This window comes from Phenylobacterium sp. (assembly GCF_025351295.1).
Taxonomy (GTDB): Bacteria; Pseudomonadota; Alphaproteobacteria; order Caulobacterales; family Caulobacteraceae; genus Phenylobacterium.
The window spans coordinates 25,562-38,111 of record NZ_JANXWD010000064.1 but is presented as its reverse complement, the minus strand read 5'-3'; the positions used below and the strand labels follow the sequence as shown (position 1 = coordinate 38,111).

Here is a 12,550-nt window from a genome sequence, read left to right as displayed (position 1 = left end):
GAGCGGATCGAGCCCACCCCTGAGCGATCCCATCTGGGTCCCGGCATTCGCCGGGATGAGCGGTTTATGTGATGCGCGAACTGGTTCCCGAACCCCTGACCGCCGACGCGTTCGCGCCGTTCGGGGATGTGATCGAGGCCGCTGGCGCGGCCGAGGTCGTCCCTATCAACTATGGCTGGACGACGCGGTTCAACGACCTCGCCGGGATCGACACCCGCGACGAGGGCGGCCACACTATCGTCAGCCTGTTCCGGTCGAAACCTCTCGCGCCGCTGGTGCTAAAGATCTTCGAGCGCCATCCGCTGGGCAGCCAGGCCTTCATCCCCATGCAGGGGCGGCCCTATCTGGTGGCGGTCGCGCCGCGGGGCGCGTTCGACGTGCGCCAAGTCCGGGTGTTCCGCGCGACGGCCAGCCAGGGGGTCAACTACGCCAAGGGCGTGTGGCACCACTTCCTGCTGGCCCTGGAGGCCGAGAGCGACTTCGTGGTCATCGATCGCGACGGCGCGATGGGCAAGAACCTGGACGAGATCGAGCTGGCGCAGGCGGACTGGATCGCCGTCACCCCCCAAACGGACCGAGCATGAGCCGCCAGGCCTACCGCGCCGCCCTGCTCCACATGCTGGACGACCCCAGCCGCGCGCCGGCGGGCGAGGCGTCCTCCTACCATCCCGACGGCCTGCTGGTGGTGGAGGACGGGCATGTGGCGGCGTTCGGCGCCTATGCCGACCTGGCGCAGGGCCTGGCCGGCGGGACCGAGGTCATCGAGCTTCCCGGCCGGCTGATCACGCCGGGGTTCGTCGACGCCCACGTCCACTATCCGCAGGTGGACGTGATGGCCGCCTGGGGGACCCAGCTGCTGGACTGGCTGCACACCCACACCTTCCCCGCCGAGCAGGCCTTCGCCGACCGGGCGCACGCCGACGCCACGGCGGCCTTCTTCCTGGACCAGCTGCTGGCCAACGGCACCACCAGCGCCCTGGTGTTCTGCACGGTCCACAAGGGCTCGGTGGACGCCCTGTTCGAGGCCGCGCTGGCCCGCGACATGCGCCTGGTGGCCGGTAAGGTGCTGATGGACCGGGCCGCGCCGGCCGGGCTGACCGACACCGTCGAGAGCGGTCGCGCCGATACCGAGGCGCTGATCCGCGTCTGGCGGGGCCGCGGGCGGCTGGGCTATGCGGTGACGCTGCGGTTCGCGGTGACCTCGACCGACACCCAGTTGGCCATGGCCGGCGAGGTGGCCGCCGCCCATCCGGACGTGCTGGTCCAGACCCACATGTCGGAGAACCTGGACGAAATCGCCGAGGTCGCCCGGCTGTTCCCCGACGCCCGCGACTACCTGGACGTCTACGACCGCTTCGGCCTGGTCGGGCCGCGCTCGGTGTTCGCCCACTGTGTCCACTCGACCGACGACGCGCTGACCCGCCTGGCCAGGGCCGGCGCCTCGGCGGCCTTCTGCCCCTCGTCGAACCTGCTGCTGGGCAGCGGCCTGTTCAGCCTGAAACAGGCCTGCGCCTGTGGCATGAACACGGCGCTCGGGACCGACGTCGGCGGCGGCGGCAGCTTCTCGCTGCTGCACATGATGGGCGAAGCCTACAAGGTGGGTCAGTTGCGCGGCGACAACCTGGACCCGCTGCACGCCTTCTACCTGGCGACCTTGGCCGGCGCGAAGGCCCTGCACATCGACGACAAGGTCGGCAACCTGGTCCCCGGCAAGGAGGCCGACTTCCTGGTGCTGGACCTGGCCGCAACGCCGCTGCTGGCGCGGCGGACCGCCAAGGCGAAGACGCTGGCCGAGACCCTGTTCGTGCTCTCGATCCTGGCCGACGATCGGGCGGTGGAGCGTACATATCTGGCAGGCCGCCTCGCCCACCGCCGCGACGGCGCCTGAGCCCTTGCCGCCGACGGGGCGCGCGGCCGACTATGGCTGCGGAATACGGGGGTCCACATGCTTCGCCTGCTCGTCCTGATCGCGGCCCTGCTCGCGCCTGGCCTGGCCTTGGCCAAGCCGATGCTGGTCAAGGTGGTGGTGCTGACCACGTTCGAGTCCGGCGCCTCGGCCGCCAAGAAATCCGGCGAGTTCCAGGCCTGGGCGGCGCGCTATCCCCTCACCCACCCGCTCAAGGTCCCCGGGATCGAGGGCCGGGTGCTCTACTCGGAGGATGGCGTGCTGGGGGTGGTCACCGGCATGCGCGCCCGGGCGCGGGAGAGCGTCGCGGCCCTGCTGCTGGACCCTGAGCTGGACCTCAGCCACGCCTACTGGATCGTGGCCGGCATCGCCGGCGTCGACCCGCGCGCCGGCTCGATCGGCAGCGCCGCCTGGGCCAACTATGTGGTCGACGCAGACCCGATCTTCGAGCTCGACGACCGCGAGACGCCGAAGGACTGGCCGTGGGGCCTCTATGCACTGGCCACGCCCCGGCCGGGGATCAAGGGCAGCGCGCCGGGCTCCAGCGGCATGGTCTGGCGGATGGACCCCGGCCTGACCCAATGGGCCTATCAGCTGACCAAGGACGTACCGCTGGCCGACAATCCGCACCTGGCCGCCACGCGCGCCCGGTTCAAGAGCGAGCCCGCGGCCCAGACGCTGCCGCACGTGTTCATCGGCGACGACCTGGGCACGGTGCGCTTCTGGCACGGCGACCTGCGCACCCAGTGGGCCCGCGACTGGGTGAAGATCTGGACCGACGGCCACGGCGTGTTCGCCATGAGCGCGTGCGAGGACCAGGGAATCATGGACGTGCTCACCCTGTTCGGCGACGCCGGCAAGCTGGACATCCGCCGCGTGCTGATGCTGCGCACCGGCAGCAACTACACCCGCGAGGGCGACGGGGAGGCACAGGTGGTGGAGTTCACCGAAGGCGGCGCGGCGGCGGCCTTCGAGGCGGCCTATCTCGTGGGATCGCCGGTGGTGAAGGCCCTGGTCGCCGGCTGGGACCGGTACGGGACCACGATCCCGCAGGCGAAACCGTGAGTTTCCTGGAGCGCACGTTCCAGGTTCGCGCGCGCGGGTCCAGCCTGCAGACCGAGGTGCTGGCCGGGGCCACCACTTTCCTGACCATGGCCTATATCGTGCTGGTCAATCCGGCGATCCTGTCGACCACCGGCATGCCGCTGGCCGGCGTAGCGGCGGCGACCTGCCTGGCGGCCGGGGTCGGCTGCCTGCTGATGGGGTTCCTGGCCAACTATCCGATCGCGCTGGCGCCCGGCATGGGGCTCAACGCCTATTTCGCCTTCACCGTGGTGGGCGCCATGCACATCCCCTGGCAGACGGCGCTGGGGCTGGTGTTCATCTCCGGCGTCCTGTTCATCCTGCTCACGGTGGTCGGCGTGCGGCAGCTGATCGTCAGCGCCATACCGCGGGCGCTATTCTCGGCCATCGCCGCCGGGATCGGCCTGTTCATCGCCTTCATCGGCCTGCGCAACGCCGGGATCGTGGTGGCCAACAAGGCGACCTTCGTCGGGCTGGGCGACATCCATCTGGCGACCACCCAGCTGGCGCTGCTGGGCCTGGCGATCCTGTCGGTGCTGACGGTGCTGAAGGTGCGCGGCGGGATCTTCATCGGCATCGTCGGCACCGCCGTCCTGGGCTGGGTCCTGGGCCTGGCCGAGTGGGCGCCGCAGCCCTACAGCCTGGCGCAGATGACCGGCACGGCGCTGCAGCTGGACATTCCGGCGGCGCTGGGGGTCGGCGGCAAGGGCTTCGGCCTGGCGCTGCTGGAGATCCTGTTCGTCTTCCTGTTCGTCGACCTGTTCGACAATATCGGCACCCTGGTGGCGGTCTCAAAGAAGGCCGGTCTGGTCCAGCCGGATGGGACCATCCCGCGGCTGAACCGCATCCTGTTGGCCGACGCCACCGCCACCATCGTGGGGTCGCTGGCCGGCACCTCGACGGTGGTCAGCTACATCGAGAGTGCGTCCGGCGTGTCGGCCGGCGGCCGCACCGGCCTGACCGCCGTGGTGGTGGGCCTGCTGTTCCTGGCCACCCTGTTCGTCGCCCCCTGGGCCCAGGTGATCCCGGCGGCGGCCACCGCCCCGGCGCTGATCCTGGTGGGCGCGATGATGATGTCGCCGCTGACCGAGATCGACTGGGAGGACCCGGTGGTGGCGATCCCGGCCTTCCTGACCCTGGTGACCATCCCGCTCACCTTCTCCATCGCCAACGGCCTGGCGTTCGGGGTGATCGCCTACGCCCTGCTGAAGCTGGCTGCCCGCCGGGTGGTCCGGAACGACTGGCTGCTGTTCGCCCTGGCGGCGCTGTTCGTGGCGCGGTTCGTGTACATGGCGTTCGAGGCTTAAGCCGCCGCAGCGCCCCCTCCACCCCTTCGGGGTCCCCCTCCCCCGCTGGCGCGGGTGAGGAACTATCCGCGTTCAATTCCTCCCCCGAAGGGCACACTTCGGGGGAGGGCGACCCTAAAGCGGTGAGGGGGCGCAGGGTCAGCGACCGGCCTCGAACGCCTTCAGCAGCCGCTCGTGGCGCCACTGTTCGCGAGCCTTGTCGCTTCCGGCCACAAGGTCGGCGCAGGTCCCCTTCGGCGAGTCGGCGCCAATCTGTCCCGTACACGCCGCCACTGGCTGGCGATAGACGTTCGGGTCCGTCCACAGGCCCTCGCCGCTCAGGAAGCTGAAGGCGAGCGCGTTGCGGGCTGAGGTCTTCAGGTCGTCGTAGGTGGCCCCAGTCTGCACCGCAGTCGCATAGTCGCCCGAGAGGTCGCTGCGGGTGATGCCGGCGTCGTCGGTGGAGAGGCTGACCGGCACGCCCTTGGTCCGCAGCCAGGCGTAGGGGTGGTCCTGCGGCGTCACCTCCAGGATCGAGCCGTTGGAGATAAGGTTCACCTCGACCAGTACGCCCTTGGCGGCCATCTCAGCGGCCAGGGCGTCGGCGCCGACCTCGTTCGGCAGGTCCGTGCCGTGGCCGATCCGCCGGGCGCCGGCCACCCGCACCGCGTCGCGGACGTGGTAGCTCGCCGCCTCCGGGGTCACCAGCTTCAGGGTGAGTTCACCGGCGTGCAGGGCGACCGGGACCTTGCGGCCCCGGTCGGTGAGCTCAGCGACGATCCGCATGTGGACGTCGTAGTATTTCACCGCGTCGGGGCTGTCCTCGGGCGCCACCAGCTGCAGCCCGACCCAGCGCCGGTCGGCGGCGATGGCCGCCACGCCGAGCTGGAGCTGGGCCATGGTCTGCTCCGGCGGCCCCTGGCGGATGGCCTGGAACAGGTAGCGGGCGGTGACCTGGCAGCCGGCATGGGCCTGTGGCGTCCCGCACCGCAGGACCTGGCGGGCGCGGCCCTCCATCGCATCGGTGTCGGCGATCACGGCGGGGACCAGCGTCTCCAGCCCTGCGTCGCTCAGGGCGGCCCGGGTCTTCGCCGGGTCGCCCCGCCAGCCGACCTTGGCGCCCAGCCCCCGCGAGGCGGCGATCTGTGGCGTCACCATCAGCTCGGCATAGAAGGTGTTCTGGCGGGCCAGGCCGTCCAGGGTCTCAGCCAGGGCGTCGCCGGCGCGTTTCGGCAGGCTGCCGCGGCGGCTGAAGGCGCTGAAGAACTGGTCGTGGCCGGAGCGGTCGCGAAACCCGGGGTGGCGCACCGTCAGGCTGTCGATCAGGGCCGAGCGCAGGGTCTCGTCGGCGGCGACCTCGGCGGCCGGCTTGAGGTTCGGTCCCGAGCAGGCCAGCCGGATCGCCAGCTCGAGCGTGTCGACGCAGAGGCCATCCTCGACCGCCCAGGCCAGTAGCGCCTCCGCCGGCGTCCCGCCGCCCAGGTGGTTGTGCAACTCGCCGCCCTTGGGGAAGGCGTGCATGAAGGCCGCCAGCTCGGCGGCGTTCATCTTGCCGAGGTCCGGCGCGGCGGCGGCGGCCGGGGCGGCGAGCACGAGGGCGGCGCCCAGGGCGAGGAAGATTCGTCTCATACGTGGCAACCCGCCCGACCTCGCGCCGCCGGTCAAGCTTCCGATGGCGCGGCGGGCTGGTTTGGCCTTTTCTGGCGCCATGACGAGCGCCGTGGAGATGATCGAACGCCTGGGCCTGCGGCCGCATCCCGAGGGCGGCTGGTATCGCGAGACCTGGCGGTCCGAGGCCGCGATGCCGGACGGACGCGCCGCCGGCACCGCGATCCTGTACCTGCTGGAAGACGGCCACCGCTCGCACTGGCATCGGGTGGACGCTGAGGAGCTGTGGATCTTCCAGGCCGGCGCGCCGCTGCGGCTGTCGACCGCCTCCGACGGGGTGATCGTCGAGGCGCTGCTGGGCCCGGAGCCCGGCCAGTCGCCGCAAAGGCTGGTCCGCACCCGCGAGTGGCAGGCCGCGGAGGCTGAGGGCGGCTGGACCCTGGTGGCCTGCGTGGTCGTGCCCGGCTTCCGTTTCGCAGGCTTCGAACTGGCCCCGCCGGAATGGTCGCCGAAGACCTGAAGCTCAGGGCTTGAACGTCCCTTCGAAGGCGAAGCTGGCGACCGGGTTGCGCGGGCTGGGGACCTCGCGGGCGCGGAACGCCTCGTCCAGCACTGAGGGGTCGGCCTGGCGGCCGACGGCGATGGCCGCCTCGACCTGATAGTCAGCCTCGGCGACCCCCAGGACCTCGTAGGATTTTGCGAGGTCGAAGCCAGCCATCCCGTGGGCCGCCCAGCCCAGGCGGCTGGCCTGCAGCGCCAGGTAGGCCCAGGCCGCGCCCGCATCGAACGCGTGGCTGCGCAGCGGCTGCGGCACGCCGCCCGGCGTGCGGCGCGCACGGTCGGAGACGATGAACATCAGCACCGAGGCGTTCTTCACCCACAGCTGATTGTAGGGGATCAGCACCTCGAACAGCCGGTCCCAGTCGGCGGTCTCGCGGCGGGCGTAGACGAACCGCCACGGCTGGGCGTTGAAGGCCGAGGGCGCCCAATGGGCCGCCTCGAACAGGCTCATCAGCACATCGTGCGGCATCACCTCGCCGGTGAAGGCGCGCGGCGACCATCGGGCCAGGAACATCGGGTCGACATCGTGCTCGCTGGTGCGGTTGTTCGCTGTGGTCATCTTCGTCTTCCGCTCGTCCCGGCGAAGGCCGGGGTCCAGATGGGATGGCTGTGTGGTGGGCTCGAAAGGCGCGGCATCTATCCCAGAAGCGCCCTGGGTTTGCGATCCGGGTCCCGGCCGTCGCCGGGATGAGCGGGGTCGGGGTCAGGTCTTTCCGGTGTGGGCGATGGAGGCGATCTCGACCAGGAAGTCCGGCCGCACCAGCCCGCACTGGATGCAGAACCGCGCCGGCTTGTCGCCCGGGAAATACTCCGCATAGACCTTGTTGAGCGCGGCGTAGTCGGCCCAGTCCTTGAGGAAGATGTAGTTCATGGTGACGTCGTCCATGGTCCCGCCGGCGGTCTCGATCACCGACTTGATGGTCTCCAGCACCTGCCGCGTCTGGCCCTCGGCATCGCCGACGTGGGCGACGTTGTTGTCCTTGTCGAACGCAAGTGTCCCCGAAACGTAGACCACCCCGTCGGCCAGGGCGCCGGGCGAGAACGGGGCGATCGGCTTCTGGGTCCCGGGCGGCAGGACGGCGGTCTTGGGCATGGTGGATCCTCGAGAAATCAGCTGTTCACGCCCATCTTAGATCGTCATGGCCCGACTTGTCCGGGGCCACCCATGAACTCCGTGGACCGCCTCGCTCTCCTCACCCGCAGGGGGAGGAGAGCGGCGCTATCACTCCGGCGGGGCCTGGCCGATCGCGCCGCAGAAGTCGGCGGTGCTGGATACCCAGCCGAAGAAGTTCTCGACGTTGTAGACGCTCGCCGCCTGCAGGAAGGCCGGGCCCGCCTGGTGGGTGGCGTCCTCGAGCAGCACGCCGAAGTATTCCAGGTGATAGCCGTCGCGCAGGGTCGACTCCACGCAGACGTTGGTGGCGATGCCACAGAAGGTCAGGGTCTTCACCCCGCGCGCCCGCAGCATCGAATCGAGCGCGGTGTTGAAGAAGGCCGAGTAGCGCGGCTTGGGGATGACGATGTCGCCCGTCTGCGGCTTGAGCCGGTCCACCAGGGCATAGTCCCAGGTCCCCTTGGCCAGCAGCGACCGCTCCAGCTCCGGCCGGTCGCGCATGGTCTTCAGCGCGTTGGACTTCCACCAGTTGGGCGAGCCAGGCCCGCCGGCCTCCACATAGTCCGGGTCCCAGCCGTTCTGGAAGAACACCACCTGCACGCCCGCCGCCCGCGCCGCCGCGATGGCCAGCGCGATCCTCTCGATTACCGCCGCCGCGCCCGCGATATCGAACCCGGCCAGGTCCAGGTAGCCGCCCGGCGAGGCATAGGCGTTCTGCATGTCCACCACGATCAGCGCGGTCTCGCGGGGGTTGATGGGCAGGTTCTCCGGCCGCGCCGGCAGGGTGACAACCCCGGCGCGCGGGACGGTGGGCCGCTCAGACATGCGCGCGGCTCCGCATCAGCGGCTGGATCTTCGTCCCGAAGGCCTCCACGCCGCGCACGAACTCGTCGAACACCAGCAGCACGCCGGCCGTCCCCGGCACGGCGGCCACCTCGTCCAGCATCCGCGCCACGCTTTCGTACGAACCCACCAGCGTGCCCATGTTGAGGTTCACCGCAGACTCCGGGGCGGCCAGCTGGGTGGTGTTGGTGTTGGAGGTTCCGGCCGCGGCGTTGGGCGCCGCCTGGTTCGTCAGCCAGGCCAGGGCCTCCTGGTCGGCCCCGTCGCGGTAGAGCTGCCACTTGGCCATGGCCTTGTCGTCGGTCTGGTCGGCGATGATCATGAACAGGATGTAGGCGGCGACGTCGCGGCCGGTCCTGGCCTTGGCCGCGGCCAGGCGGGTGTTGACCGGAGCGAAGGCGGTCGGGGTATTCGTCCCCTTGCCCAGCGCGAACGAGTAGTCCGCATACTGCGCCGTGAACGCCAGGCCCTCGTCGCTGGAGCCGGCGCAGATGATCTTCACGCCTGGCGTGGGCTTCGGGCTGACCCGGCAGTCGTGCATCTGCAGGTACTGACCCTTGAAGTCGCTGACGCCGGTCTCCATCAGCTCTTTCAGCACCGTCGCGTACTCGGCCAGGTAGGCGTAACGGTCCCTGTAGTGGCTCTCGCCGGGCCACAGGCCCATCTGGTCGTACTCGGCCTTCTGCCAGCCGGTGATCAGGTTGATGCCGAACCGGCCGGGCGCGATTGAATCGATGGTCGAGGCCATCCGCGCCACGATCGGGGCCGGCATGGTCAGGGTGGCCGCGGTGGCGAAGATCTTGATCCTGCCGGTCACCGCCGCCAGCCCGGCCATCAGGGTGAAGCTCTCCAGGTTGTGCTCCCAGAACTGCGTCTTCCCGCCGAACCCGCGCAGCTTGATCATCGAGAGCGCGAAGTCGAAGCCATGGCGTTCGGCGCTCTGGACCACCTGCTTGTTCAGCGCGAACGACGGCATGTACTGCGGCGCCGTCTCCGAAATGAGCCAGCCGTTGTTGCCGATCGGTATGAAGACGCCGATGTCCATGGGCTCCCCTCCCCCCTTGCGCGGCCGACCAGTTGGCGCCGGGCTGGGGTGGAGCGCAAGTCCGCCGCCGCCGCCCGGTTCCGCCGGCGCGCCCGGCGCCTGAAGCCCAACCATAACCTTTCGGTATGAGCGCCCGCGGGGCGTCCCAGGCACCTTGAGCGTCGACCGGTCGTTCGGTCGCGTCGCGGCGGCGACGGCACTGGGAGGACGCCCACTTGACCAGCAGACCCTTCAACCTGAGAGCCCTCGCCGCTGCGCTCGCGATCGTGCTGCCGGTCGCCGCAGCGGCCTCGCCGGCCGTCGCGGCCTCGCCTGAGATCTACACCCCGCCGTTCTCCAAGCTGGCGCTCGAGGGCTACGACCCCGTCGCCTATTTCGCCGGCGCGCCGGCCAGGGGCGAGGCGAAGTTCTCGACCACCCACAAGGGCGTCCAGTACCGCTTTTCGTCCGCCCAGAACCTCGCCCGGTTCCAGGCCAACCCCGACGCCTACCTGCCGCAATACGGCGGATACTGCGCCTGGGCCGTGGCCGGGGGTTACACTGCGAAAGGCGACCCGCTCGCCTGGAAGATCGTCAACGGCAAGCTCTACCTGAACTACGACGCCAAGGTTCAGCAGCGCTGGGCGGCCGACATCCCGGGAAACATCGCCAAGGGCGATCACAACTGGCCACAGGTGCTCAAATGAACCTCATCTCCCGTCTTCGCGGGCTGGTCCCGCATGGGCTGGCCCTGTTCATGGCCGCCATCTTCCTGGACAGCCTCCGCTATAAGTTCACCGACCACCCCAAGACCCAGGTGATCTTCGGCCGGCTGAACGGCTGGGCCAGCGACATCGGCCTGCCGGGCCTGTTCGCCCACACCGGCCTGTTCTCGCAGTACGTCATCGGCTCGATCGAGCTGCTGGCCGCCAGCCTGCTGGTCCTGGGCATGCTGCCGCGCCTGCGCCACCTGCAGGCGGCCGGCTCGCTGGCGGCCTTCATGGTGATGGCCGGGGCGGTCAGCTTCCACCTGTTCACGCCGCTGGGCGTGGATCCGAACCACGACGGCGGCGGCCTGTTCATGGCGGCCTGCATCAACCTGGCGGCCTCGATCCTGATGCTGAGCGTGTTCCGCCGGCGCGAGTTCGGCGAGTTCCTGGGCCGTGTGGCGGCGATCTTCGCCCCCGCCAAAACCGCCATGGCGCGGTCATGAGCGACACCCCGTGGATCTCCGACTTCTCCGTCCGCGGACGCGCCCTGAAGGTCCGGAAGACCGGGGCGGTGATCCCCCTGGACCGCGCCCTGGCCTCGGAAGCGGCCAGCTGGTTCGGGCTCTATCTGGCGGTCAGGGGCAAGTCGCTGCTCAACCGCTTCGCGCCGCCGGCCCCCGCGGTCTGGTTCGCGCCGGACCGGCCCCGGCCCTGGTATCTCATCTGGGCCGCCGCGGCCTGGAACGGGGTGCGGATCGCCCGCACGCCAGAGGAGGCCTGCGCCAGCTTCTACTTCGAGGACGCCACCGTGGCGCGACCGCCCAAGCCCCTGCATTCGCGCGCCTTCAACTACGGCTGCGCGGACATCAGCAAGAGCCGGGTTGCGCAGGTGTTCGCCGAGGTCTTCGGCTATCCGTTGTCGGTCGATCCCGAGGCCGGCCTCGGCCCGGCGGTTGAGAAGGGCGAGGACAACGGCGTTCATGACGGCCGCCTGGTCCAGCTGCCCCTCGCGCCGCGGGCCGGGCGCACCTACCAGCGGCTGATCGACAACGTCGAAGACGGCCTCGCGGTCGACCTGCGCACGCCGATCGTCGGCGGCGAGCCGGTGGTGGTGTTCATCAAGCGCCGCCCGGTCGCGGACCGTTTCGCCAACCACAACGCGAGCGTCAGCATGGTTCGGCCTTGCGACGTCTTCACCGGCGACGAGATCGGCAAGCTCGGCGCCTTCGCCCGCGCCATGGGCCTCGACTGGGGCGGCCTGGACGTCCTGCGCGATCGGACCAGCGGCCGGCTCTACGTGGTCGACGTCAACAAGACCGACATGGGCCCGCCCATCGCCCTGCCCTTCCTCGACAAGCTCACCGCCGTGTCCCGCATGGGCCGTGCGCTTCGCCGCCTCATCACGGAGCAACCGTCATGATCCCTTTCATTCGCGAGATGCAGTTCGAATATGGTCGCTGCGACCAGGTCAGCCCGCTGATCCGTCGCGTGGTCGCCCAGAACCCCGGCCCCTTCACCTTCACGGGCACCGGCGCCCACATCGTGGGCCACGGCGAGGTGGCGGTGATCGATCCCGGCCCCGACGACCCGCGGCAGCTCGATGCGATCCTGAACGCCACTCTGGGCGAACAGATCACCCACATCTTCGTCACTCATAGCCACCTGGACCATTCGCCCGCCGCCCGGCCGCTGGCCGAGCTGACGGGCGCCACGATTTACGCCGGCGGCCAGCCTTGCCGGCCCAGCCAGGGCAATGAGCGGCTGGAGGCCGGCGACGACCTCAGCTTCCGCCCCGATGTGGCCCTGCGCGACGGCCAGACCTTCCGCGGCCCGACCTTCCGCCGCCAGACCTTCCGCGGCCAGACCTGGACGATCGAGGCGGTGGCGACGCCTGGCCATACCTCGAACCACTACGCCTATGCGCTCCCCGAGGAGAACGCGCTGTTCCCGGGCGATTGCGTGATGGGTTGGTCGACCAGCGTGGTCAGCCCGCCGGACGGCGACATGGGGGCCTATATGAAAAGCCTGGCCAAGATCCGCGCCCGTCGCTTCGACGCCCTCTACCCCGCCCACGGTCCGGCGGTGCGCCAGGTGGACGCGTTCCTGGCCGCCTACATCGACCACCGCCGTCAGCGGGAGACGCAGATCCTGATGGCCCTGGTCGAAGGCGGGGCGGCCACGGTGCGCCAGTTGGTCGCGCGCCTGTACGCGGACACCGACCGCCGCCTGCATCCCGCCGCCGCCCACTCGGTGCTGGCCCATCTGCTGGACCTCTATCGCCGGGGCGTCGTCGACCTGGCCGGGCCGCTCGACATGACCGGCGTCTGGCGGTCGCTGTCGATGCGCCAGGCGGCCTGAACCCATGCGGTCCCGGCATTTCAAGCCGGGACGCCCAGCCAGCATCCTCAAGACCTA

The 12,550-nt window shown here is 70.1% G+C and carries 14 protein-coding genes; 9 read left to right on the top strand and 5 right to left on the bottom strand.

The annotated features are described in order from the left end of the window. Window positions 1-71: 71 nt before the first annotated feature. Genes Q0R13_RS09605 through Q0R13_RS09590 form a run of 4 tightly spaced genes read left to right on the top strand, consistent with a single transcriptional unit; the run spans window position 72 to window position 4,296 of the window. Window positions 72-584: an ureidoglycolate lyase gene (locus Q0R13_RS09605; protein ID WP_293902992.1), complete on the top strand. Its 513-nt coding sequence runs from the start codon at window positions 72-74 to the stop codon at window positions 582-584. Then, a complete protein-coding gene (gene guaD, locus Q0R13_RS09600) occupies window positions 581-1,888 on the top strand; it encodes a guanine deaminase (protein ID WP_293902990.1) in 1,308 nt (435 codons plus the stop codon). The genes Q0R13_RS09605 and guaD overlap by 4 nt, the downstream gene beginning before the upstream one ends. 57 nt (window positions 1,889-1,945) lie before the next feature. Then, a complete protein-coding gene (locus Q0R13_RS09595; protein ID WP_293902988.1) occupies window positions 1,946-2,971 on the top strand; it encodes a purine nucleoside permease in 1,026 nt (341 codons plus the stop codon). After that, window positions 2,968-4,296 carry an NCS2 family permease gene (locus Q0R13_RS09590; RefSeq protein ID WP_293902986.1) on the top strand — a complete coding sequence of 443 codons (1,329 nt, stop codon included), beginning with the start codon at window positions 2,968-2,970 and terminating at the stop codon, window positions 4,294-4,296. The genes Q0R13_RS09595 and Q0R13_RS09590 overlap by 4 nt, the downstream gene beginning before the upstream one ends. Window positions 4,297-4,434: 138 nt before the next feature. Here the strand turns inward: Q0R13_RS09590 and Q0R13_RS09585 are convergent, their stop codons facing one another. Further along, on the bottom strand, window positions 4,435-5,904 hold the full coding sequence (locus Q0R13_RS09585; protein WP_293902984.1) for an adenosine deaminase: 1,470 nt from the start codon (window positions 5,902-5,904) through the stop codon (window positions 4,435-4,437). Window positions 5,905-5,983: 79 nt separating this feature from the next. On the opposite strand from Q0R13_RS09585, the gene Q0R13_RS09580 reads away from it, so the two are divergent. Next, window positions 5,984-6,403, top strand: a complete 420-nt coding sequence (locus Q0R13_RS09580; RefSeq protein WP_293902982.1) for a cupin domain-containing protein — start codon at window positions 5,984-5,986, stop codon at window positions 6,401-6,403. A gap of 3 nt (window positions 6,404-6,406) precedes the next feature. On the opposite strand, the gene Q0R13_RS09575 is transcribed toward Q0R13_RS09580, so the two are convergent. From Q0R13_RS09575 to rutA, 4 genes are all read right to left on the bottom strand, one after another. Then, complete coding sequence (locus tag Q0R13_RS09575) at window positions 6,407-7,003, bottom strand: nitroreductase family protein (protein WP_293902980.1); 597 nt, start codon at window positions 7,001-7,003, stop codon at window positions 6,407-6,409. A gap of 144 nt (window positions 7,004-7,147) precedes the next feature. Continuing rightward, a complete protein-coding gene (rutC, locus tag Q0R13_RS09570; protein ID WP_293902978.1) occupies window positions 7,148-7,537 on the bottom strand; it encodes a pyrimidine utilization protein C in 390 nt (129 codons plus the stop codon). 129 nt (window positions 7,538-7,666) lie between these two features. Next, a complete protein-coding gene (rutB, locus tag Q0R13_RS09565) occupies window positions 7,667-8,383 on the bottom strand; it encodes a pyrimidine utilization protein B (protein ID WP_293902976.1) in 717 nt (238 codons plus the stop codon). Next, entirely contained in the window at window positions 8,376-9,446 is a 1,071-nt protein-coding gene (gene rutA / locus Q0R13_RS09560) for a pyrimidine utilization protein A (RefSeq protein WP_293902974.1), read from the bottom strand. Before rutA ends, rutB begins: the two co-directional genes overlap by 8 nt. 215 nt (window positions 9,447-9,661) lie before the next feature. On the opposite strand from rutA, the gene Q0R13_RS09555 reads away from it, so the two are divergent. The 4 genes from Q0R13_RS09555 to Q0R13_RS09540 are packed head-to-tail and all read left to right on the top strand — an operon-like array spanning window position 9,662 to window position 12,493. Next, a complete protein-coding gene (locus Q0R13_RS09555) occupies window positions 9,662-10,132 on the top strand; it encodes a YHS domain-containing (seleno)protein (RefSeq protein ID WP_293902972.1) in 471 nt (156 codons plus the stop codon). Then, the gene (locus Q0R13_RS09550) at window positions 10,129-10,638 is read left to right on the top strand and encodes a hypothetical protein (RefSeq protein WP_293902970.1); all 510 of its coding nucleotides are present in this window, start codon (window positions 10,129-10,131) and stop codon (window positions 10,636-10,638) included. The genes Q0R13_RS09555 and Q0R13_RS09550 overlap by 4 nt, the downstream gene beginning before the upstream one ends. After that, window positions 10,635-11,555 carry a hypothetical protein gene (locus Q0R13_RS09545; protein ID WP_293902968.1) on the top strand — a complete coding sequence of 307 codons (921 nt, stop codon included), beginning with the start codon at window positions 10,635-10,637 and terminating at the stop codon, window positions 11,553-11,555. The genes Q0R13_RS09550 and Q0R13_RS09545 overlap by 4 nt, the downstream gene beginning before the upstream one ends. Further along, a complete protein-coding gene (locus Q0R13_RS09540) occupies window positions 11,552-12,493 on the top strand; it encodes an MBL fold metallo-hydrolase (RefSeq protein WP_293902966.1) in 942 nt (313 codons plus the stop codon). The genes Q0R13_RS09545 and Q0R13_RS09540 overlap by 4 nt, the downstream gene beginning before the upstream one ends. Window positions 12,494-12,550: the final 57 nt, after the last annotated feature.